This window comes from Pseudomonas sp. FW300-N2A2, from assembly GCF_017351735.1.
Classification (GTDB): Bacteria; Pseudomonadota; Gammaproteobacteria; order Pseudomonadales; family Pseudomonadaceae; genus Aquipseudomonas; species Aquipseudomonas migulae.
Genome location: NZ_JACNDU010000022.1, coordinates 1 through 20,948, shown reverse-complemented (window position 1 = coordinate 20,948; position 20,948 = coordinate 1). Strand labels below are relative to the sequence as shown.

The window sequence follows — 20,948 nt, the reverse complement described above, 5'->3', positions numbered from 1 at the left end:
GTCGGATTTCACATGAATCCTGGATCCTGAATCCTGAATCGGCAGGCTCAGGCCGGCTGATTTCTCCCCGACACTTCGCTTGATAGTGCCCTGTTTTCGTTCTTGAGTTTTCAGCGGCTTTCAGACTCAAATGGTCCTTTTCGGGACGGTGACGATATGGAACATCGGTGTGAAGTAGCAGTGCTCGGACTCGGCGCGATGGGCGCCGCGACGGTGTATCAACTGGCGAAATCCGGGGTCAGGGTCATCGGCGTCGACCGCCACCATCCTCCCCACACCCAGGGCTCCAGCCATGGGGACACGCGCATCACCCGGCTTTCGGTCGGCGAAGGTGCGGCGTACGTGCCCATTGTCCGCAACTCGCAGCGGATCTGGCGTGAACTCGAAGCACTGTCCGGCGAGTCGCTGTTCGAGCAGTGCGGCGTGCTGGTGATGACCTCCAGCCCCGGCTATGACGCCAATGATGCCAACGACTTCACGAACCGCACCCTTCAACTGGCGAACACCTACGGCATCGAGCATGACGTGTTGTCCGCCGAACAGATTCGCCAGCGATTCCCGCAGTTTTCCCAGGTGCTGGACACTGCCGTCGGCTACTTCGAACCGAGTGGCGGTTACGTCCGGCCGGAACGCTGCATCGCGGTGCAATTGCAGCTCGCCGAGGAACACGGCGCCACGTTGTTCAAGGGCGAAACCGTCACGCACATCCGCTCGGACGAGCAGGGCGTCACCCTCACCACTGATCAGCGCACGATCCGCGCCGACAAAGTCGTGGTCAGTGCCGGCATGTGGTCCCGGGACTTGTTGGGACAGCCGTTTGACCGCTTGTTGCGGGTGTGTCGGCAGAAACTGTTCTGGTTTGAACAGGAGGAGCACGCGCGGTTCGCCGAGGTGTCACCGACGTTCATCTTCAGCCACGGTCCGGCGCAGTCCTTTTACGGTTTCCCGCCGTTACCGGGCGAGGGCAGCGTGAAAGTCGCGACGGAGCAATACACTGAAGACTCTTCGCCAGACACGCTGGACCGCACCGTCAGCGCCGCTGAAGAACACGCCATGTTCGAACGTCAGGTGCGCGGCCGGATCGCAGGCGTGACATCGCGCGTGGTCAAGTCGGCGGTGTGCGCGTACACCGTCACGCCGGATTCGCACTTCATCATCGACGAGCATCCGTCACTGAAAAACACCCTGGTGGTGTCGGCCTGCTCGGGACATGGTTTCAAACATTCCGCAGCGTTGGGCGAGGCGGTTGCGCAGTGGTGCGTGCGTGGCAGCAGTGACCTGGACCTGTCGGCGTTTTCGTTGAAGCGGTTTGCCTGATTTACCGATCCCGGACACCCCACGATCCGTAGGAGCCAGGCTTGCCGGCGAAGGCGTCCGTGAAATCGCCATCGCCAGCAAGCCGGGCTCCTACAGGTTTGGCGTGAACCCCCAATCCCGAACATCCCCCCAATCCGTAGGAGCCGGCTTGCCGGCGAAGGCGTTCGTGAAATCGCCATCGCCAGCAAGCCGGCTCCTACAGGTTTTGGGTGAACCCCCAATCTCGGACATCCCCCAATCCGTAGGAGCCGGCTTGCCGGCGAAGGCGTCCGTAAAATCGCCATCGCCAGCAAGCCAGGCTCCTACAGGTTTTGTGTGTGCCCCCAATCCTGGACATCCCCCAATCCGTAGGAGCCGGCTTGCTGGCGATGGCGTCCATGAAATCGCCATCGCCGGCAAGCCGGCTCCTACAGGTTTTGTGTGAGCCCCCAATCCCGGGCAACCCCACGATCCGTAGGAGCCAGGCTTGCCGGCGAAGGCGCCCGTGAAATCGCCATCGCCGGCAAGCCGGGCTCCTACAGGTTTTGTGTGAGTCCCCAATCCCGGACATCCCCCAATCCGTAGGAGCCGGCTTGCTGGCGATGGCGTCCGTAAAATCGCCATCGCCGGCAAGCCGGGCTCCTACAGGTTTTGGGTGAACCCCCAATCCCGGACATCCCCGCGATCCGTAGGAGCCAGGCTTGCCGGCGAAGGCGTCCATGAAATCGCCATCGCCGGCAAGCCGGGCTCCTACGGGTTTGGGGTGAATCCATCATCCCGGACACCCCACGATCGCAGGCGCCAGGCTTGCCGAGGTGGGCGAATTGATACTAATTGGCCATCATTTCCGGTAGAGTGTGCGCCGCCCGAGAGACGGATCCCGGGCGTTTACCCAAGGAGTCATTCAGTGAATCACCTCAGCAAAGTTGTTTCCGTTACCCTGTTCGGCCTGGTTCTGGCGGGTTGCACCGGCGCCCCGATGAAGACTCAGCAATACGATGCAAGCCAATACACGGTGGTTGGCCACAGTGAAGCGAGCGCCACGGGCCTGATGCTGTTCGGCGTCATCCCGATTCGCCAGAACAGCCGTTTTGTTCGCGCGCAAGACGCAGCGATCAAGGCCAAGGGCGGCGATGCACTGATCAACACTCAAGTGCAGGAAAACTGGTTCTGGGCCTGGGTCCTGAGCGGTTACACCACCAAGGTTTCCGGTGATGTGATCAAGCTGAAAAACGTTCAGTAAGCGATCGCCAGCGCAGCCTGCCGCAAGGGCAGGCCGTGCTTGTCGTCCCGGTTAGATCAGGTTGATCACGACATCGATGTTGCCACGGGTCGCCTTCGAATACGGGCAGGTCTGGTGCGCGGCATCCACCACCGACCGTGCAACCGCCGGGTCCAGACCGGGAAGGCTGACGTTGAGGCGCGCCTGCAGGAAAAAGGCGTTTTCGGTTTTGCCCAGGTCTATTTCGGTATCGACAGACACGTCAGTCGGCAAGGTCACGTTCAACGCGATGGCTGCCTTGCCCATGGCGCCGATGAAGCAGGCCGACCAACCAGCGCCCAGCAGTTGTTCAGGGTTGGTGCCGCTGCCGGAAGAACCTATGGCGCTAAGCTTGACGTCCAGGCGGCCATCGTCGCTTCGTGATTCGCCATTGCGGCCTCCGGTTGTGTGGGTCTTGCCGGTGTAAAGCACGGTGTCGATTTGATTGATCATGGCGGTTCCTGCTGAGGTTGGTGGGCGCTTCTAAATCGCTGTTCATCGGAAAACATCTGAATTTCCGATGTGGCCCACTTTTCCACTTCCATGTAATGCGGATGTGTCCTGAACCGGCGCTTGTGTATCGCCGTGTAAGATCACCGCGCAAAAATACACACTGATACAAATCGACAGTGACCGTAGGAGCGAGCTTGCTCGCTCCTACGGGTAAAGCCTTCACGCCTGCTTGTTCAACGCAGCCTCCGCCGCCGCAATTTCTGCCTGACGCTTGATGATCAGGTCGCCCATCGGCGGCCCCTGAAAGCGCCGCGCTTCAAAACCGAACCAGACGATGGCCGTCAGCACCAGGAAGCCGATGGTGATGTACAGCGCCCAATCGTTCGGTGGCTGGATGCCGATGACGAAGATCACCACCATCGAGAGCACCGAGAGCACGGCGAACAAGGAGTAAAAAGCGTGCCCCATGTTCCACGGCCCCATGGTTGGCCACTTCGAGGTTCCGTAGGCGAACAGGCCCAGCACGATGGGAATGATGAAAGAGAAAAACAGGAAGATCACCGTGCAGGAGACCACGATGGTGTAGACCGGCGTTGCCCCGATCGAGATCACCGACGAGCCCCAGTCGAACAAGACCGCCAGGGTTGCGCCGGTCCAGATGGCTGCCACCGGGCTGCGATATTTCGGCGAGACCGAGGCCAGTGCTTTCGAGCAGGGCAGGCCACCGTCGCGGGAGAACGCGAAGATCATGCGTGACACCGAAGTCACGGTCGCCAGCCCGCAGAGAAACTGCGAGATGAAAATCGCCACGTACAGCGCGAATTTCACGTTAGGGCTCACCTGGGCGTTCATGCCCCAGAAGAACACGTTCCAGCCTTGTTTCGCCGCTTCGTCCATGTTCGGCAGCATCAGCACGAACGAACAGAGCATCACCCAACCGAATAGCAACGACCAGACCACCGACATGACCATGCCGCGCGGCACCGACATCGCGGCATTACGAGTCTCTTCGGAGGTGTGCGCCGACGCGTCATAACCGGTGATGGTGTAGATAGGCAGCAGCAGGCCGAGCATGAACACCCAGCTGTTCGACACCTGTGGCCAGACACTGCCGCCGGCTTCACCGGAATAGTTGCCGAAAGTCCACAATCGGGCGAACTCATAGCTGGGTGCGGAAATCAGGCAGACGATGGTCAGCGCGAGCGCCGTGGCGAAAATCAGGTAGCCCGAGAAGTCGGTGAGTTTCGCGGTCAGGCCGATGCCCAGATGGTTGCACAAGGCCTGGATGCCGGTCAGGATCGCCAGGAAAATCACCCTCACCGTGGTGGTGTCTTCCATTCCCAGCGCCGGTCCGAACGCCCCGAAAAAGAAGTAATAGGTGCCGACGTTGATCGCGCCGAGCACCGTGACCAGTCCCAGCAGATTGAACCAGGCCGTCAGCCAGCCGGTGAAGCGATTCCCGAGAATCGAGCCCCAGTGATAGAGACCGCCTGCGGTGGGGTAGGCCGAAGAAATCTGTGCCATGGCCAGCGCGAAAACCCCGGAGATCAGGCAACCGATGGGCCAGCCGATGCCAATCGCCGCACCCCCTGCGCCCGAGGTGCCCTGGGCCAGTGAGTTGATGCCGCCTGAAAGGATGCAGATGATCGAAAAGGAAATCGCGAAGTTGGAGAAAACACCCATTCGTCGCGAGAGTTGCTGGGCGTAGCCCATGCTGTGCAGCACCTTGACGTCCTCGTCGTGCGCGTCGGTGCCGGGCTGGCTTGCTGGGTTCATGCTGTGTACCCCATCAGGTTTTGATTCAATCCATTGGCGTGTGCGCAATGGGCTGGCCTTCAACACCTTGTCGTACTGCTCCTTTTTCCAACCGATACTGCTCTGGATCTAAACGCGGCCGTGATAAGCCGCGTCGAAAATGCTGGCCACACCGAGCTTGGTCAATGGCAGGGGATTGCCGCTGGCCGAGGGATCGACAATCGCCATGTCCGCGATCAGGTCGGCCTGCCGGTCATCCACGCCCAACTCAACCAGCGTGTGCGGCACGCCGATGTCTTTGCGCAGCTTGAGCACGAAGGCCAGAAAACTGTCGAAGCCGGGGGAGGGCAGGCGCAGATAAGCCGCGAGGCGGATGATGCGTTCCTCGATGGCCGGGCGATTGAACTGCAACACATACGGCATGAACGTGGCATTGGTCATGCCGTGATGGGTGTCGTACAGCGCGCCCACCGGATGCGAGAGCGCGTGCATTCCACCGAGGCCTTTCTGGAACGCGGTGGCGCCCATCGCGGCGGCGGCGAGCATGTGAGCGCGCGCTTCGAGGTCCGAAGGTGTATGGACGGCGCGCACCAGCGCGTTGGCCACCAGGCGCATGCCTTCCACCGCAATGCCGTCGGCCAGCGGGTGAAAACCGGGAGCGCAATACGCCTCCAGGCAATGGGCGAACGCATCCATGCCGGTGCCGGCGGTGACTTTTGCCGGCATGCCCACGGTGAGTGCCGGATCGCTGATGACCACGCGCGGCATCATTTTCGGGTGGAAGATGATGCGTTTGGTGTGCGTGCGCTCGTCGATGATCACCGCCGCACGGCCGACTTCGGAACCGGTTCCCGCTGTGGTCGGCACGGCAATCACCGGGGCGATGTGGCTGTCGTCGGCTCGGGTCCAGTAGTCGCCGATGTCTTCAAAATCCCACACCGGTCGGGTCTGACCGCTCATGAACGCGATGAGCTTGCCCATGTCCAGGCCGCTGCCACCGCCGAAGGCAACCACGCCATCGTGCTGGCCGGTGCGCCAGGCTTCGAGCCCTCCGGCCAGGTTGGCCTCGACCGGATTGGGCTTGAGGTCACAAAACAGCGCGACGCCAAGGCCGGCGGCGCGCAACGCATCCACCGCCGCCGTGGTGATCGCCGCACGCCCCAGGCCGCTGTCGGTGACCAGCAACGGGCGTTGGATACCCTGGCTGCGGCAGATCTCGGCCAGCTCGGCGATGCGCCCGACACCGAAGCGAATGCTGGTGGGGTAGTTCCAGTTTCCAGTCAGGTTCATGGCCTACACCTCGTGGCGCAGATGAAAGGATTTGGCGCGGGTCAGGTGCTCGTAGCCCAGGCGCGACAGGGTGACGCCGCGTCCGCTGTTCTTGACCCCGGTCCAGGCCAGCGCCGGGTCGAGGTAATCGCAGCGGTTCATGAACACGGTGCCGGTGGCGATCTCGTTGCCGAGGCGTTCGGCGGCGGCGAGGTCTTCGGTCCAGATCGACGCGCTGAGTCCGAACTCACTGTCGTTCATCAAGGCGATGGCTTCTTCGTCGCCAGTCACCGGCATGATGCCGACCACAGGGCCGAAGCTTTCGTCGCGCATCACCGACATTTCATGAGTGACGTCCACCAGTACCTGCGGCGCCATATAGGCGCTGCCCGGTGCGTCGGCGGGAAACGCCGTCGGATCGATCAGTGCCTTGGCGCCCTCGGCCAGCGCGTCGGCAATCTGTCCGCGAACAAAATCTGCGGCGGCCGGCGAGACCATCGGACCCAGCGTGGTGGCTTCGTCCAGCGGGTTGCCCAACACATACTGGCGAGTCAAATCGGCGAAGCGCTCGACGAAGGCGGGATAGATTTTCTGGTCCACATAGATGCGCTCGACCGCACAGCAGCTTTGCCCGGAGTTGAAGAAGCTGCCGTCCACCAGGTTTTCCACGGCGTGTTCGAGATTGGCGTCGGCGCGAACGTAGGCGGGGTCTTTGCCGCCGAGCTCCAGGCCCATGCCGATGAAATCCGTGATGGCGGCTTGTTGGACTTGCAGGCCAGCGTCCACCGAACCCGTGAAGTTCACCTGTTGTACATCGCCGGTGACGATGGCTACTGCGGTACTGGCATGACTGAGCAGCAGGTTCTGGAACAACCCTTCAGGCAGATTGGCTCGGCGAAAAGCTTCAGCGAAACGCTCGCCGACCAGCAAGGTTTGCGAGGCGTGTTTGAGGATCACGCTGTTGCCCGCCATCAACGCCGGAATAATCGTGTTGACGGCGGTCAGGTAGGGGTAGTTCCACGGGGCGATCACGAGCACCGTACCTAGCGGCTCGCGCTTGATGTAACGCCGAAAACCCGCGACCGGTGCGGGCTCAACGGCTGCAAGCGCTTCGGGCGCAATAGCGATCATGTGCCGGGCCCGCTCTTCGAAACCGCGCAGTTCGCCAGCGCCATAACGCACCGGTCGACCCATTTGCCAGGCCAGCTCCGGCACGATTTCATCTTTCATGGCGAGCATCGCGTCCACAGCGGCACTGCAAAAAGCTGCACGCTCGCTCAGTGGTCGGCGCTTCCATTGCGCCTGGGCCGTTGCAGCCGCCTCAAGCGCCTGAAGGAGCCGGGCGGTATCTATTTGTTGGCGCTCGACGTACACCCGGCCATCGACCGGAGAAATAAGCTGAATCTTCGCAGTCATGGTGTGCTCAATAGCGCTCGAAGCCGCGCTGCAGTTCCCAGTCGGTGATCCGCCGGTCGTACTCTTTCTGCTCCCACTCGGCGGTGTGCACGTAGTGATCGACCACTTCATCGCCGAACGCCTCACGCAACATGCTCGACCCCTTGAGGGCGGAGCAGGCATCGCGCAGGGTTTTCGAGACTTCCGGCAAATGCTCATCGAGGTAGGCATCGCCCTCGAACGGCGCGGCGAGTTCGAGCTTCTCGTCGATCCCGGCCAGGCCCGCCGCGATCAGCGCGGCGAAGGCCAGATAAGGGTTGAGGTCGGCGCCGCCGATGCGGCATTCGATGCGGATGGATTTGCTGCCTTCGGCACACAAACGAAAGCCGGCGGTGCGATTGTCGCGGCTCCAGACCGCCCGCGTCGGCGCGAAAGTGCCGGCCTGGAAGCGCTTGTACGAATTGATGTAGGGCGCCAGAAAACAGGTGATGTCGTTGGCGTACTTCAGCTGCCCGGCGACCCAGGCGCGCATCAGTTTCGACATGCCGAACTCGGCTTTGGCGTCGAAGAACAACGGCTTCTTGGCGTTCTTGTCCCACAGCGAATTATGGATATGGCTGCTGGACCCGGCGGCGTCATAACGCCACTTGGCCATGAACGTGATCGCCTTGCCTTGCAGCTGCGCGATCTCTTTGCAGGCATGCTTGATGATGACGTGGTGGTCGGCCATGGTCATGGCATCGGCGTAACGAATGTTGATTTCTTCCTGGCCGGGGCCCCATTCGCCCTTGGAGTTTTCCACGGGAATGCCCGACGCTTGCAGATGCTTGCGAATCGCCCGCAGCACCGGTTCCTCGCGGGTGGTCTGGAGGATGTTGTAATCCTCGATGTAATGCCCGGCGGTTTTCGGTTGGTGATAGTTGCGCTGGTGGATCGCCTCGTAGCTCTCATCGAACAGGTAGAACTCAAGCTCAGAAGCGAACATGCCGGTGTAGCCCCGTTCACGCAGGCGCTCGACCTGTTTTTTCAGAATCGCCCGCGGGCTGTGGGGCAAGTCCTTTCGATGGTGATGATCGAGTACATCGCAGAGCACCAGCGCCGTGCATTCCAGCCAGGGCACGCGCCGCAGCGTGGACATGTCCGGTTTGAGCACGAAGTCGCCATAGCCTTTGCTCCAACTGGCTGCGGCGTAACCCGGCACCGGTTCCATGTCGATGTCGTCGGCCAGCAGGTAATTGCAGCAGTGGGTTTCTTCGTGGCCGCTGTCGATAAAAAACTCGACCTGGAAGCGCTTGCCGACCAGGCGTCCCTGCATGTCGACCATGCAGACCAATACGGTGTCGATTTCGCCAGCGGCAGCCGCGCGCTTGAGTGCATCAAAGCTGAGGAGGGGCTCGGTCATCACGTCAATCCTGCGTGAAAGGGTTGGGCCTGTCTGAGATAGCTGTTGCAGACGCTCTCCAGAACAACCAAAACCCTGCAGAATCGAGCATCGTGAGCAATAAGCTGATCCAAGCTTAGCCTACTGTTGAAAACTGCAAGTCCTTATGAGCCGCTAAATTCACAGCTTGTAGCCAATCTGCCGCAACAGGTTTTTGCGCCACAGAATGTCTTCGTCGCCTTCAATTTCCTTGGCGCAGAAGCCATCCACCACACCCAGAATCGCGCGTCCCTGTGCTGTCTCGGCGAGCACCACTTCAGTGGGGTTGGCGGTTGCGCAAAAGATCCGGCACACCTCTGGAACCGTCTTGACCGTGTTCAATATGTTCAGCGGGTAGAAGCCGTCACCCAGGAAGATGATGAAGCTGTGCCCGGCGCCGATGGCTTGGGCATTGCTCTGGGCCAGTTTGATCATGGCGGGATCGGTGCCGGACCAGCGCACCATGCATTTGCCCGAGGCTTCGCAAAAAGCCACGCCGAAGCGGATGCCTGGCACTGCGTTGATCAACGCTTCGTGAATGTCCTCGACGGATTTGATGAAGTGGGTCTGGCCCAGGATGAAATTCGTGTCTTGCGGCTTATCGATTTTCTGCGTGATGAGTTGCATCTCGAACACCTCCTTTCACGACGGTGTTGCCAGGGGCTGGCAACCGTTCAAGTCTCACGATTCATTTTAGGAGATTCGCGCCCAGGCCGACGCTTGAGCGACCGGCGCACGTCGGGCGGCGGTAATCGGGTAAGGTAGGCGCGAAAATGCACCGGGTGCGCCGATTGACTTCACTGGAACCGAACATGATGAAAGCTGTAACCCTCACCTTCGTCCTTTCACTGACCGCAGGGGCATTTTGCACACCGGCGGCAGCGGCGGGGGATGCTGAAGCCGGGGCGAAACTGTTCACGCGGATCTGCGGCGGCTGCCATCAAGTGGGCGAGTCGGCGCGGGGCGGCTTCGGCCCGCAACTCAACGGCATTTTCGGCCGTCCCTCGGGAAGCGTGACGGACTACCAGTACTCCGACGCGATGAAATCCGCCGGCATTGTCTGGACGCGCGAGACACTGACGGCTTACCTCGAAGCGCCGAAGAAAGTGGTGCCCGGCACCCGGATGATTTTCTGGGGGCTCAGCGATCCAGAGAAGATCGAGGATGTGCTGGCGTACTTGCAGACGTTTCAGCCGCAGTAATCAAATGCGTCGTTGAAATGTACGTCGATGTACATTTTGTGTACGCACGAGGGCGTGCAGCGTAGAGTGGAGCGACATTTTCAGAACACGGTGGTACCCGAGGATGTCGCAGACAGGAAAGACACGGACCAAGGCACAGGACGCCGGCTGGCGCGGCTCGGTCAATGGCTGGCTGGACGCCGCCTACGATGCCCTCAAGGAATCCGGCGTGGACGCGGTGCGCGTGATGCCGCTGGCCAAGCGGCTGAACCTGTCGCGCACCAGTTTCTATTGGTTCTATGAGGATCGCGAGCAACTGCTGGCGGCGCTCCTGACCCGCTGGCGCGACAAGAACACCGGCGGGCTGATCAGCCAGTGCGAGAGTTACGCCGAAAGCATTTCCGAAGCCATCCTCAACGTTTTCGAATGCTGGGTGAACCCCGAGCTGTTCGACTCGCAGTTCGAGTTTGCCGTGCGCAGTTGGGCGTTGCAGTCCGCCGAGGTGGCCGACGAAATCGCCGCGGCTGACGAGGCGCGGATCAATGCCCTGGCCGGCATGTTTCGCCGGTTCGGCTACGAGACCGACGCCGCCGATGCACGGGCCAGGACGATCTACCTGACGCAGATCGGCTACATCTCGATGAAAACCACTGAGGACATCGTCGTGCGTTTCCGGCGCATTCCGCAGTACGTCACGGTGTTTACCGGCAAGGCACCGAAGCGTCGCGAGCTCGACCGTTTTTTTGGCAAGTTCGGCTACGCGGAAAAAGAGCCGGGTGTTTTCGTGTCGCTGGTCGACACCTTCGAGGAGGCGACGCCCGATGCCGAATAGAACCCTGGGCATCATCGGCGGCACCGGCTGGTTGGGCCGTTCAATCGCTGACGCGGTGCTGGAAAGCGGCTTCATCGCTGCCGATTGCCTGCTGATTTCGAACCGTTCCGGCAGCAGCACGTTCGGGCCAGACGTGCGGGTGCTGGCGGATAACCAGGCGTTGGTTGAGCTTAGCGACGTCGTGGTGCTGTCGATCCGCCCGGAGCAATTTCGTGAACTGCAGATCGACGCCCGGGGCAAACGGGTGATTTCACTGATGGCCGGTGTTCCTGCGGCGACCATCAGCGCCGCCACCGGTGCGCAAGTCGTGGTGCGGGCGATGCCGAATGCAGCTGTGGAAATCCGCCAGTCATTCACCCCTTGGTACAACGCCGGTGAGTTGAGCGAACAGGACCGCGAGTGGGTACAACGACTTTTTGAATGCGTCGGTTCGGCGGACGAAGTGCCCAATGAGGATTGCATCGATTACCTCAGTGCACTGTCCGGCACCGGGCCTGCTTTCCCGGCCATGCTTTACAGGGCGCTGGTTGAATCGGCGGTGGTCGCGGGGATTCCCGAGGCGATCGCACAACGTGCCGCGCACGGCGTGGTGGTGGGTGGCGGTCAGTTACTGGCCAGCCGTGATCCCCTGCAAATGATCGACGCCCTCATGGCTTATCGCGGTGTGACGGCAGCGGCGTTGCAGTCGATGGCTGATCAACATATCGACACCATCGTTGGCCAGGCTGTACAGGCCGGTGCGGCTGTCGCCCGACGCGGGATGTAAAAAAGAGGGAGCAAAAGCTCCCTCGATTGATGTTTGGCGAGGTTCAGATTTCCTTCACCAACCGCAAGGCATCGTAGATCGCCGCATGCGTGTTGCGGGCCGCCACGGCGTCACCGATCCTGAACAGCTGGAAACGCCCTTGAGGGTTGGTGACGATGTGTTGCGCGTGACCAGCAATCAGGTCGTGCTGTTCCACCGCGCCGCCATTGCTGGAGTGAGGGCGAAGATCGAAATACAGGTCGTCCAGCGGCAGCGTGCCGTGGTTGACCACGACCTGATCGACGACACGCTGCTTGTTGACCTTGCCGTAGTCGCTGCCGAAGGTCGCGACCAGCTTGCCATCGCGCTTTTCCACCGACTCGACGCGGTACGTGACGGTAAAAGTGACGTCGAGGTCTTGCAGGCTGCGCATGTAGGGCACCAGGTTCATCGCCATCACTTCCGGCGCAAATGCACGGTCGGGCGTGACGATCTCCACGGTCGCGCCGCTTTGTGCGATGACTTCGGCAGCCTGCAAGGCGGCATGGTCGCCGGCATCATCGAAAATCAGCACGTTGCGGCCAGGCTTGATGTCGCCGGAAATAATGTCCCAGGTCGACACCACCAGTTCGTTGCCTCGGGCAAGTACTTCGGTGTCAGGCAGGCCTCCGGTCGCGACGATGACCACGTCCGGCTCGTGGGCCAGTACGGTGTCGGCTTCCGCCCAGGTGTTGAAGTGAAACTTCACACCAAGGCGCTCGCACTGCGCCATTCGCCAGTCGATGATGCCGATCATTTCGCGGCGACGTTCGTTCAGGGACGTCAGCCGGATCTGCCCGCCGGGCCGGTCCGCTGCCTCCAGCACGGTGACGTCGTGGCCGCGTTCGCCCGCGACACGCGCTGCTTCCAGCCCGGCGGGGCCGGTGCCGATGATCAACACTTTGCGTTGGTGCGCCGCCTTGGGAATCTCGTGGGGCATGGTGGTTTCGCGACCGGTCGCCGCGTTGTGTATGCAGTAGGCGGCGCCGCCCTGATAGATCCGGTCCAGGCAATAGTTCGCGCCTACGCAAGGGCGGATGTCTTCCTCGCGCTTCTCGATGATCTTGCGCACGATATGCGGATCGGTCATGTGCGCGCGGGTCATGCCCACCATGTCGACCTTGCCCGAGGCAATCGCGTAGCGCGCCGTGGCGACGTCGGGAATCTTCGCCGCGTGGAAGGTCGGGAAACCCGTCGAGGCGCGGATCTCACCGGCGAAATCAAGGTGCGGTGAGTTGCGCATGCCCTGGATCGGGATGACATCAGTCAGGCCCGCGTCGGTGTCGATGTGGCCGCGCACCACGTTGAGGAAATCGATCAGCCCGCTGTCCTTGAGCATGTGCGACACCTGCATCCCTTCACTGGCGTTGAAGCCGCCCGGCAGCGTTTCGTCGCCGGTGTAGCGCACGCCCAACAGGAAGTTTTCGCCGACGCGCTGGCGAATCCCGCGCAGGATGTCGAAGGTAAAGCGCATGCGGTTTTCCAGCGAGCCGCCATAAGGGCCGTCGAGATCGTTGGTCAGCGGCGACCAGAACTGATCCATCAAATGCCCGTAGGCCTGCAATTCCAGGCCGTCCATGCCGGCGGCCTGCATGCGTTCGGCCGCGTCCACGTAGTCCTTGATGATCCGCTCGATGTCCCAGTCTTCCATCTTCTTGGGGAACGAGCGATGCGACGCCTCGCGACGGTGCGAAGGCGAGACCACAGGCAACCAGTCGGCCTTGTCCCAGCGAGTGCGCCGGCCCAGGTGGGTCAACTGGATCATGACGGCGGCGCCATGTTCGTGGCATTCATCGGTCAGGTCCTTGAGCCATCCGACCACTTCGTCCTTGTAGGCCAGCACGTTGTTGAACACTGGCGGGCTGTCCCGGGAGACCGCCGCCGAGCCCGCCGTCATGGTCAGGGCAACCCCGGCCTTGGCGCGCTCGACATGGTAGGCGCGATAGAGCGCCTGGGGCATGCCGTCGATAGGGTAGGCCGGCTCGTGCGCCGTGGTCATGATCCGGTTTCTGAGGGTCAGGTGCTTGATCTTGTAGGGTTGCAGCAAGGGATCGCTGGACATCGTGGTGCGCTCCAAAGTGGGCTTCATCAGGCTCGGCGACTTGAAATTAGGATAAATGTACATAGGTGTCAATTGCTCATGACACACGTGTACATTTTTCTTGCGCAACACAAAAGTCGCCGATAAGATCAGGCTCGAAAGGGTGCAGAGGAGCGACAGTCGTGCCCGGCACGATGTGAAAAGGGATTGCGAGGGATTCGGTGGAGAAGGGCTGTGCTGCCCGAATTCGAAGCAGCGAAGACTGCACTGTTCACGACCGTAAGGCCGTTCAAACGAAGACAACCTGCCTATCACCGTAAAATAGGAAGACGCCTGATGAACGCTCATTCGTATCGAAAAACAGCCTGTGCCTGCCTGTTCGGACTGGCGCTTGGAACCCACGCGGCGCTGACTCAGGCGGCGGAACAGCAACCTGTGCGCATTGGCTGGGTCAACTGGTCCGACACCGAAATCACCGTCAAGCTCGCCACCACCGCGTTGCAGGAACATTTAAAACAACCGGTGAAACTGGTGATGGCCGACATCGGCATTCAGTTCCAGGCCCTGGCCAACGGCAATATCGACCTCATCCCGATGGTCTGGCTGCCGAGTACCCACAAGGCGTTCTACGACAAATACAAGGACCGGCTCGAAGACCTCGGCGTGCTCTATGAAGGACGTATTGGTATGACGGTGCCGACCTCGGTGCCGATCAGCGAAGTGGCGAGCGTCGAGGACCTGAACAAACCGCAGGTCAGGGAAAAGCTCGACGGCAAGATCCTCACGTCCGAGGTCGGCAACGGCCAGTACAAGCTCACGGTCAAGGCCATCGAGGAGTACAAGCTCGATGGTTACAAGCTGGTGGCCTCATCGGAGTCCGGCATGCTCAACGAGTTGGACCGTAACCTCAAACGCGGCAAATGGTCCTTGGTCAATGCCTGGAGTCCGCACTGGATGTTCTCCAAATATCCGCTGCGCTATCTGGATGATCCCAAGAAGATCTTTGGCGGCGCCGAGCAGATTCACGCCATGGCGCGCAAGGGCTTCAGCCAGGAGTATCCGGAAGTGGCGTACTTCTTCGCCCACTACTCGATCCCTCAGGCTGATCTCGAAGCGTTGATGATGCAGGCGCGCCAAAGCTCTTCCGACCAGGCCGTCGCCGCTTATTACGCCGCCAACAAGCCCCGTTTCGAAGCGATGTTCGAGAAGGGCGCGCAGAGTGTCAGCAGTCGCCAGCCTTGAGTGCACTGGCAGACGGCAGGTGACTCATCGACCGATGATGCACAAGTCCCCGGTGGCGCGGATCAATGCCTGGCCATGCAGGCCATCCTTGATCAGCGCCGACCGCTCTTTGGCCAGCCACTGGGCGCAGTTCGGGTCTTTGCGATAGGGCGCGAAATCGGCGTAGTGCTGCAACAGGCGGTTTTGCAGCTCATCCAGTTGTGGCCGGATTTGATTGGCAAGGTCCGGCCGCGGCACATCAGGCGCGTTGCCTGCCGCTTGCCATTGCGCGAGCAGTCCGTATTGCACCAGTTTGTTGGCTTCGATCTGTGCGGCGATCAACTCGGCGATTTCGTCCGGGTCGAGTTTGCGGGTAACCGCTTGATTCCTGGCATTGGCGATGACTTGTGCTTCCCGGGCGCTGTCCTGGATCGGTTTGTGGCTGTCCCATTTGGTCAGCGCCACCAGATCAGCAATGTTCAGGCGTTCGTTTATCGTCACCAGCAGCGGTTGCAAACTGGCGGGTGCCGGGGAGGGCGTGCCGGCTTGTGCGCCGCAAGCGAGTAAACCGGACAGGGCGCAGGTCAGCAGCAGGCGTGGGGAGAAAAACATGGGCAACCTCATTGGATACGGGACTCGCAATCAGGAGCTATGTATCACAGGTGTGCCAGTGGCATTAAGGGGGAGCTGATTTTATTTGTGCACGAAAAAGCCCGGCGGGTCAGGCCGGGCTTCTTTTTGAGTACCGCGGTAGGGTTATTCATTCATACGGCGCGGCTTTCGATCAGACGGTCGGAACCACCTTCGGCAACGCGGTTTTCGATCAGACGATCGGAACCACCTTCGGCAACGCGGTTTTCGATCAGACGGTCGGAGCCACCTTCGGCAACGCGGTTTTCGATCAGACGGTCGGAGCCACCTTCGGCAACGCGGTTTTCGATCAGACGGTCGGAACCACCTTCGGCAACGCGGTTTTCGATCAGGCGGTCGGAACCACCTTCGGCAACGCGGTTTTCGATCAGGCGGTCGGAACCACCTTCGGCAACGCGGTTTTCGATCAGGCGATCAGAACCACCTTCGGCCACACGACTTTCAATCAGACGATCCGAGCCGCCTTCAGCGACAACCGGGTGAGCAGAAGAAGCGGCAAAAGCGTTAACTGCAAAAACCGAGAAAGCGATGCTGAGGAAGAGTTGGCGTTTCATGATGGTGTGCTCCGGGATGTAGTTGTTTGGTATGGAGCTGATGTTACGCCGCACAATTTTTAAGAGAACTTCATTGAGTTGATGGTGACTATCGACGCCGGCAATGGTTTGCAATTGATGCGAAAGGGCGTCTGGGCGCAAGCCTGCTCAGTACCGCATCCCCCTGTAGGAGCCAGCTTGCTGGCGATGGTGTGTCAGTCGACATTTCCTTAGCTGACACTCCATCGCCAGCAAGCTGGCTCCTACAGGGGGGCTGGTGAGTAATGTCCTAAAAACTCCATGGCGCCAGCCTGTCGTCGGCTGCACCGCCCGGCCGGAACAGCCGGGGTATGCTGGATCTCCCGAACTATCGACGGTCTCCGGCAAGTCAGGCCGTGAGGCGTTTTCTGCGAGGTTCCAGGCTCTGATCGAGAGGGTAAACCGATGCACGACTATTACGATTTGGGCACCTACAGTCGCCCCGTAACGACGCGTTCGCCACAGGCTCAGCTTTGGTTCGACCGCGGATTATTGTGGTGCTACGGCTACAACCACGATGAATCCATCCGCTGTTTCCGCAAGGCGATCGAACACGACCACGATTGCGCGATGGCCTACTGGGGAATCGCCTATGCCAGCGGCCCCAACTACAACAAGCGCTGGGACGCGTTTATCGAACAGGAGTTGAAAGACGCCGTCGCCCAGGCTCGACTGGCGACGCGTACTGCGCTGGCGCATTGCGACGGTGCAAAACCGGTGGAACAAGCGCTGATCCGGGCGCTTGAGCAACGCTATCAGGCCGACGCTGCCGAAAGTGTTGAACAACTATTCACCTGGAACGATGCCTACGCGGCGTCGATGCGCGATGTCTATAAAGCCTTTCCCGACGATCCCGATGTGGCGGCGCTGTTTGCCGAAGCCTTGATTGACCGCACACCCTGGCTGCTGTGGGATCTGACAACCGGTGAACCCGCGCCGGGCGCCGACACCCTCGAAGCGCTGGCTGTGCTGGAGCAGGCGCTGGGCGGTGCGCCGCACCCCGGCGTGCTGCACATGTACGTCCACACCCTGGAAATGTCACCCCATCCCGAACGAGCGTTGCGCGCCGCCGATGTTCTGCGCGACCTGGTGCCGGACGCCGGGCACCTGCGCCACATGCCGTCGCACATCGATGTGCTCTGCGGCGATTACCGTGGGGCCATGAACACCAATAGCCAAGCGATCCTGGCCGACCGAAAATTCCTGGAGCGGGAAGGGCCGCTCAACTTCTACACCCTGTATCGATGCCACAACTACCACTTCAAACTCTACTCGGCGATGTTCCTCGGGCAATACCAACCGGCGCTGGACGCCGCCGAAGAGCTGATGTCGACCATCAAGGAAGAACTGCTGCGCATCGAGCAACCGCCCATGGCCGACTGGCTGGAAAGCTTCGTGTCAATGAAGGTCCATGTGCAGATCCGCTTCGGCAAATGGCAGGACATCCTCGCCACTCCATTGCCCAATGACCAGGAACTGTACTGCGTGACCACCGCGATGCTGCATTACGCCAGAGGCGTGGCGCACGCGGCCAACGGGCATATCGCCGCCGCGCAAGCCGAACAACGGCTGTTCATCAATGCGCTGACCCGCGTGCCGCCAACGCGTTACCTCTTCAACAATCAATGCACCGATATCCTGGCGGTGGCCGGCGCCATGCTGCACGGGGAAATCGAGTACCGAAAAGGCAACTACGACAGCGCGTTCGCTCACCTGCGCGAGGCGCAGTCACTGGACGACAACCTGCCGTACGACGAGCCTTGGGGCTGGATGCAACCGGTGCGACACGCGCTGGGTGCGCTGCTGCTGGAACAGGGGCGGGTGGAAGAAGCCTTGCAGGCCTACCGGGCCGATCTGGGGCTGGACGACACGCTCAGCCGTGCGTCCTGGCATCTGGACAATGTCTGGAGCCTCCACGGTTATGTGGAATGCCTGAAACGCTTGGGGCGGGACGCCGAAGCCGCGGCGGCGCGAACCCGCCTCGATCTGGCCATGGCGCGGGCCGATGTGGAAATCACCGCCTCCTGTTTTTGCCGTGTCGGGGCGCGCTGCTGTCAGGGCTAAGCCCCCTGACAACGGGCGTCACGACGCCCGTTTTCAGGCATCGAGAAACGCGTCGATCATCGGCACCAGCCATTCGGTGCGCGTGGTCACCTGCATGTGATCGGTGCCGGGGAGCACGGCGAGCTGCGCGTGTGCCAGGCACCGGAACATCTGCACGGCATGTTCGGGGCGGATGACGTCCGCATCGCCGACCACCACCAGCGTCGGCGCGGTGATGCGGCGGATATCGTCGTCGGGGATGTCCTTGAAATCGCGCATGCGCTGGGCTGCCTTGTCATGCATCAGCCGCAGATTACCGGGCTGCGGCGCGACCTTGAGGTACGCCTCCTGCAACTCTGGCGGCATGTTCTCCAGCGTGGCGTTGGCCATCGCTTCCCAGAGCCACGGATAGGCGCCGTCACGATTGACCAGCGCCGACGCCGCCACGATCTTGCGCACAACATCCGGATGCCTGATCGCCACCTGCAAGGCGATGGTGCCGCCATTGCTGAAACCGAACAGGTCCGCTCGCCCGATGTGCAGATACGCGAGCAGTGCCGCCGTGTCGTCCGCGGATTGCTCGAAGCTGAATGGACGGTCGACGATGTCCGCTGTGTGCCCATAACCCTGTTGTTCGATGGCAATGACCTGACGCTCAGCCGCCAGCACCGGCAGGATCTGACCGAATGAGGTTTCAAGGGTGTCGCCGCCGCCATGCAGCAGGACGAGGGGCGGTCGCGTGGGGTGCGCTGCGCCGTGAATCTCGAAATAGATCCGCAGGCCGTTGACGGGGGCGTAGCCGGTTTTGCGCTGATTCATGGCGGGTTCTCCGCGTATTTGAGGGTTTGCAGGCTGGCGAGTGGATATCTGCACGAAGGTGATTATGCTTCATGAAACCTTGCAGTGATGTGAGGCGGTCAGCCTGTTGCCAGGCTTTGTGCATTCCGTAGTCCGATAACTTCAGCCCCAGGGCCTGGGTGCGACGATGCTAGTGAGGTGCTCCGGCCTACAACAAGAGCAAGACGGAGAAGACTCATGGCCGCAATCGACAACACCACCACGGGCAACGTGCCCAACCACGGGATCACCAGGGAGGAGCGCAAGGTCATCTTCGCCTCGTCCCTGGGCACCGTGTTCGAATGGTACGACTTCTACCTTTACGGCTCTCTCGCCGCGATCATCGCCAAGCACTTCTTTGCCGGCGTCAACGAGACAACCGCCTTCATCTTCGCGCTGCTCGCGTTCGCCGCGGGGTTTGCCGTACGGCCTTTCGGCGCGATTGTGTTTGGGCGACTCGGCGACATGATCGGACGCAAGCACACCTTCCTGATCACCATTGTCATTATGGGTATCTCCACCGCCATCGTCGGGTTTCTGCCCGGCTACGCGACCATCGGCGTCGCGGCACCGATCATCCTGATCACCTTGCGACTGCTGCAAGGCCTGGCGTTGGGCGGTGAGTACGGCGGGGCGGCGACCTACGTCGCGGAGCATGCGCCGAAGGGCAAGCGCGGTTATTTCACTTCGTGGATTCAAACCACCGCGACCCTCGGTCTGTTCCTGTCGCTGTTGGTGATCCTCGCCTGCCGCACCGTTCTCGGTACGGAAGCGTTCGAGGCCTGGGGCTGGCGGATACCGTTTCTGCTGTCGATCCTGCTGCTGATCATCTCGGTGTACATCCGCCTGCAACTCAGCGAATCGCCGGTGTTCGTGAAAATGAAGGCCGAGGGCAAGTCGTCCAAAGCGCCGCTGACCGAATCCTTCGCCCGTTGGGAAAACCTCAAAATTGTGATCATGGCGCTGCTCGGCGGTACTGCCGGCCAGGCTGTTGTCTGGTACACCGGGCAGTTCTATGCGCTGTTCTTCCTCCTGCAAATGCTCAAGATCGACCCGCAGACCGCCAACCTGCTGATCGCCGGTTCGCTGCTGATCGGCACGCCGTTCTTCGTGATATTCGGCAGCCTGTCCGATCGTATCGGCCGCAAGGGCATCATCATGGCCGGTTGTATTCTGGCGGCGGTGACTTACTTCCCGATCTTCCATGCGTTGACCCAGTACGGTAACCCCGACGTGTTCGCGGCACAGGCGAAAAACCCGGTCACGGTGGTCGCTGATCCAGACCAGTGTTCGTTCCAGTTCGACCCGGTGGGCAAAGCGAAATTCACCAGTTCCTGTGACCTTGCCAAGACGGTACTGGCGAAGAAAGCCATCCCCTACATCAACGAAAAAGCCGAACCGGGGACCGTTGCGCAGGTTCGCATTGGCGGCAAAGTGGTCGAGAGCTTCGAGGGCACCGGCATGCCGGCCGCCGACTTCAAGACCCGCAACGATGCCTTCGTCGCGACCCTTGGCACCTCGCTCAAGGACGCCGGTTACCCTGAGAAGGCGGATCCGGCGAAGACCAATTACCCGATGGTGTTGTTGCTGCTGACCATCCTGGTGATCTACGTGACCATGGTCTATGGCCCGATCGCGGCGTGGCTGGTGGAACTGTTCCCGGCGCGTATCCGCTACACCTCGATGTCGTTGCCGTACCACATTGGCAATGGCTGGTTTGGCGGTTTCCTGCCGACGGTTGCGTTTGCCATGGTCGCGGCCACGGGGGATATCTACTACGGGCTTTGGTATCCGATCGTGATTGCGGTGATGACGGCTATTCTTGGGACGTTCTTTTTGCCGGAAACCAAGGATCGGGAGATTCATCACACCTAGGGTTGGGAGGGTTTTTGGGATTGGGTGGGGGTATATCCGTTGCTGCGGTGATGGCGGCTGGC

18 protein-coding genes are annotated in these 20,948 nt (G+C 61.0%); 8 read left to right on the top strand and 10 right to left on the bottom strand.

What is annotated here, in order from left to right:
* Positions 1-156 precede the first annotated feature (156 nt).
* Positions 157-1,317, top strand: a complete 1,161-nt coding sequence (gene solA / locus J4E42_RS22065) for an N-methyl-L-tryptophan oxidase (RefSeq protein WP_207286140.1) — start codon at positions 157-159, stop codon at positions 1,315-1,317.
* Positions 1,318-2,203: 886 nt separating this feature from the next.
* Positions 2,204-2,539 (top strand): hypothetical protein, encoded by a 336-nt coding sequence (locus J4E42_RS22060; protein ID WP_207286139.1) that lies wholly within the window; start codon positions 2,204-2,206, stop codon positions 2,537-2,539.
* A gap of 51 nt (positions 2,540-2,590) precedes the next feature.
* On the opposite strand, the gene J4E42_RS22055 is transcribed toward J4E42_RS22060, so the two are convergent.
* The 6 genes from J4E42_RS22055 to J4E42_RS22030 all read right to left on the bottom strand — a co-directional run bounded on the left by J4E42_RS22055 (position 2,591) and on the right by J4E42_RS22030 (position 9,476).
* Positions 2,591-3,010, bottom strand: a complete 420-nt coding sequence (locus tag J4E42_RS22055; protein ID WP_008040451.1) for an organic hydroperoxide resistance protein — start codon at positions 3,008-3,010, stop codon at positions 2,591-2,593.
* A gap of 219 nt (positions 3,011-3,229) precedes the next feature.
* A complete protein-coding gene (locus tag J4E42_RS22050; RefSeq protein ID WP_207286138.1) occupies positions 3,230-4,786 on the bottom strand; it encodes an amino acid permease in 1,557 nt (518 codons plus the stop codon).
* A gap of 108 nt (positions 4,787-4,894) precedes the next feature.
* On the bottom strand, positions 4,895-6,055 hold the full coding sequence (locus J4E42_RS22045) for an iron-containing alcohol dehydrogenase (protein ID WP_008040449.1): 1,161 nt from the start codon (positions 6,053-6,055) through the stop codon (positions 4,895-4,897).
* A gap of 3 nt (positions 6,056-6,058) precedes the next feature.
* Positions 6,059-7,450, bottom strand: a complete 1,392-nt coding sequence (locus J4E42_RS22040; RefSeq protein WP_207286137.1) for an aldehyde dehydrogenase family protein — start codon at positions 7,448-7,450, stop codon at positions 6,059-6,061.
* 7 nt (positions 7,451-7,457) lie between these two features.
* Complete coding sequence (locus J4E42_RS22035; RefSeq protein WP_008040447.1) at positions 7,458-8,831, bottom strand: glutamine synthetase family protein; 1,374 nt, start codon at positions 8,829-8,831, stop codon at positions 7,458-7,460.
* 159 nt (positions 8,832-8,990) lie between these two features.
* Positions 8,991-9,476 (bottom strand): adenosine-specific kinase, encoded by a 486-nt coding sequence (locus J4E42_RS22030; protein ID WP_008040446.1) that lies wholly within the window; start codon positions 9,474-9,476, stop codon positions 8,991-8,993.
* Positions 9,477-9,661: 185 nt separating this feature from the next.
* Between J4E42_RS22030 and J4E42_RS22025 the strand changes: the two genes are divergently transcribed.
* The 3 genes from J4E42_RS22025 (at position 9,662) to J4E42_RS22015 (ending at position 11,628) form a co-directional block, all read left to right on the top strand.
* Positions 9,662-10,051, top strand: a complete 390-nt coding sequence (locus tag J4E42_RS22025; protein ID WP_008040445.1) for a cytochrome c family protein — start codon at positions 9,662-9,664, stop codon at positions 10,049-10,051.
* A 103-nt stretch (positions 10,052-10,154) separates the two neighbouring features.
* The gene (locus J4E42_RS22020) at positions 10,155-10,862 is read left to right on the top strand and encodes a TetR/AcrR family transcriptional regulator (RefSeq protein WP_008033332.1); all 708 of its coding nucleotides are present in this window, start codon (positions 10,155-10,157) and stop codon (positions 10,860-10,862) included.
* Complete coding sequence (locus tag J4E42_RS22015) at positions 10,852-11,628, top strand: pyrroline-5-carboxylate reductase (RefSeq protein ID WP_207286136.1); 777 nt, start codon at positions 10,852-10,854, stop codon at positions 11,626-11,628. Before J4E42_RS22020 ends, J4E42_RS22015 begins: the two co-directional genes overlap by 11 nt.
* A 43-nt stretch (positions 11,629-11,671) precedes the next feature.
* Here J4E42_RS22015 and J4E42_RS22010 read toward each other — a convergent pair whose 3' ends face one another.
* Entirely contained in the window at positions 11,672-13,708 is a 2,037-nt protein-coding gene (locus J4E42_RS22010) for an NADH:flavin oxidoreductase (RefSeq protein ID WP_032832534.1), read from the bottom strand.
* A gap of 315 nt (positions 13,709-14,023) precedes the next feature.
* Between J4E42_RS22010 and J4E42_RS22005 the strand changes: the two genes are divergently transcribed.
* Positions 14,024-14,929, top strand: a complete 906-nt coding sequence (locus tag J4E42_RS22005; protein ID WP_008033329.1) for a glycine betaine ABC transporter substrate-binding protein — start codon at positions 14,024-14,026, stop codon at positions 14,927-14,929.
* 24 nt (positions 14,930-14,953) lie between these two features.
* On the opposite strand, the gene J4E42_RS22000 is transcribed toward J4E42_RS22005, so the two are convergent.
* Both J4E42_RS22000 and J4E42_RS21995 read right to left on the bottom strand, forming a co-directional pair.
* On the bottom strand, positions 14,954-15,520 hold the full coding sequence (locus J4E42_RS22000; RefSeq protein WP_008040441.1) for a chorismate mutase: 567 nt from the start codon (positions 15,518-15,520) through the stop codon (positions 14,954-14,956).
* A gap of 152 nt (positions 15,521-15,672) precedes the next feature.
* The gene (locus tag J4E42_RS21995; protein WP_145316151.1) at positions 15,673-16,113 is read right to left on the bottom strand and encodes a phage infection protein; all 441 of its coding nucleotides are present in this window, start codon (positions 16,111-16,113) and stop codon (positions 15,673-15,675) included.
* A gap of 423 nt (positions 16,114-16,536) precedes the next feature.
* Here J4E42_RS21995 and J4E42_RS21990 point away from each other — a divergent pair, with 423 nt between their 5' ends.
* Positions 16,537-18,195: a M48 family metallopeptidase gene (locus tag J4E42_RS21990; protein ID WP_207286135.1), complete on the top strand. Its 1,659-nt coding sequence runs from the start codon at positions 16,537-16,539 to the stop codon at positions 18,193-18,195.
* A 33-nt stretch (positions 18,196-18,228) separates the two neighbouring features.
* Here J4E42_RS21990 and J4E42_RS21985 read toward each other — a convergent pair whose 3' ends face one another.
* Positions 18,229-18,993, bottom strand: a complete 765-nt coding sequence (locus J4E42_RS21985) for an alpha/beta fold hydrolase (RefSeq protein WP_207286134.1) — start codon at positions 18,991-18,993, stop codon at positions 18,229-18,231.
* 216 nt (positions 18,994-19,209) lie between these two features.
* Here J4E42_RS21985 and J4E42_RS21980 point away from each other — a divergent pair, with 216 nt between their 5' ends.
* On the top strand, positions 19,210-20,886 hold the full coding sequence (locus tag J4E42_RS21980; protein WP_207286133.1) for an MFS transporter: 1,677 nt from the start codon (positions 19,210-19,212) through the stop codon (positions 20,884-20,886).
* The last annotated feature ends 62 nt before the right edge of the window (positions 20,887-20,948 follow it).

Coding starts and splice junctions, on each gene's coding strand:
- solA (WP_207286140.1), top strand. CDS start 157: ATGGAACATCGGTGTGAAGTAGCAGTGCTCGGACTCGGCGCGATGGGC.
- J4E42_RS22055 (WP_008040451.1), bottom strand. CDS start 3,010: ATGATCAATCAAATCGACACCGTGCTTTACACCGGCAAGACCCACACA.
- J4E42_RS22050 (WP_207286138.1), bottom strand. CDS start 4,786: ATGAACCCAGCAAGCCAGCCCGGCACCGACGCGCACGACGAGGACGTC.
- J4E42_RS22045 (WP_008040449.1), bottom strand. CDS start 6,055: ATGAACCTGACTGGAAACTGGAACTACCCCACCAGCATTCGCTTCGGT.
- J4E42_RS22040 (WP_207286137.1), bottom strand. CDS start 7,450: ATGACTGCGAAGATTCAGCTTATTTCTCCGGTCGATGGCCGGGTGTAC.
- J4E42_RS22035 (WP_008040447.1), bottom strand. CDS start 8,831: ATGACCGAGCCCCTCCTCAGCTTTGATGCACTCAAGCGCGCGGCTGCC.
- J4E42_RS22030 (WP_008040446.1), bottom strand. CDS start 9,476: ATGCAACTCATCACGCAGAAAATCGATAAGCCGCAAGACACGAATTTC.
- J4E42_RS22025 (WP_008040445.1), top strand. CDS start 9,662: ATGATGAAAGCTGTAACCCTCACCTTCGTCCTTTCACTGACCGCAGGG.
- J4E42_RS22020 (WP_008033332.1), top strand. CDS start 10,155: ATGTCGCAGACAGGAAAGACACGGACCAAGGCACAGGACGCCGGCTGG.
- J4E42_RS22015 (WP_207286136.1), top strand. CDS start 10,852: ATGCCGAATAGAACCCTGGGCATCATCGGCGGCACCGGCTGGTTGGGC.
- J4E42_RS22010 (WP_032832534.1), bottom strand. CDS start 13,708: ATGTCCAGCGATCCCTTGCTGCAACCCTACAAGATCAAGCACCTGACC.
- J4E42_RS22005 (WP_008033329.1), top strand. CDS start 14,024: ATGAACGCTCATTCGTATCGAAAAACAGCCTGTGCCTGCCTGTTCGGA.
- J4E42_RS22000 (WP_008040441.1), bottom strand. CDS start 15,520: ATGTTTTTCTCCCCACGCCTGCTGCTGACCTGCGCCCTGTCCGGTTTA.
- J4E42_RS21995 (WP_145316151.1), bottom strand. CDS start 16,113: ATGAAACGCCAACTCTTCCTCAGCATCGCTTTCTCGGTTTTTGCAGTT.
- J4E42_RS21990 (WP_207286135.1), top strand. CDS start 16,537: ATGCACGACTATTACGATTTGGGCACCTACAGTCGCCCCGTAACGACG.
- J4E42_RS21985 (WP_207286134.1), bottom strand. CDS start 18,993: ATGAATCAGCGCAAAACCGGCTACGCCCCCGTCAACGGCCTGCGGATC.
- J4E42_RS21980 (WP_207286133.1), top strand. CDS start 19,210: ATGGCCGCAATCGACAACACCACCACGGGCAACGTGCCCAACCACGGG.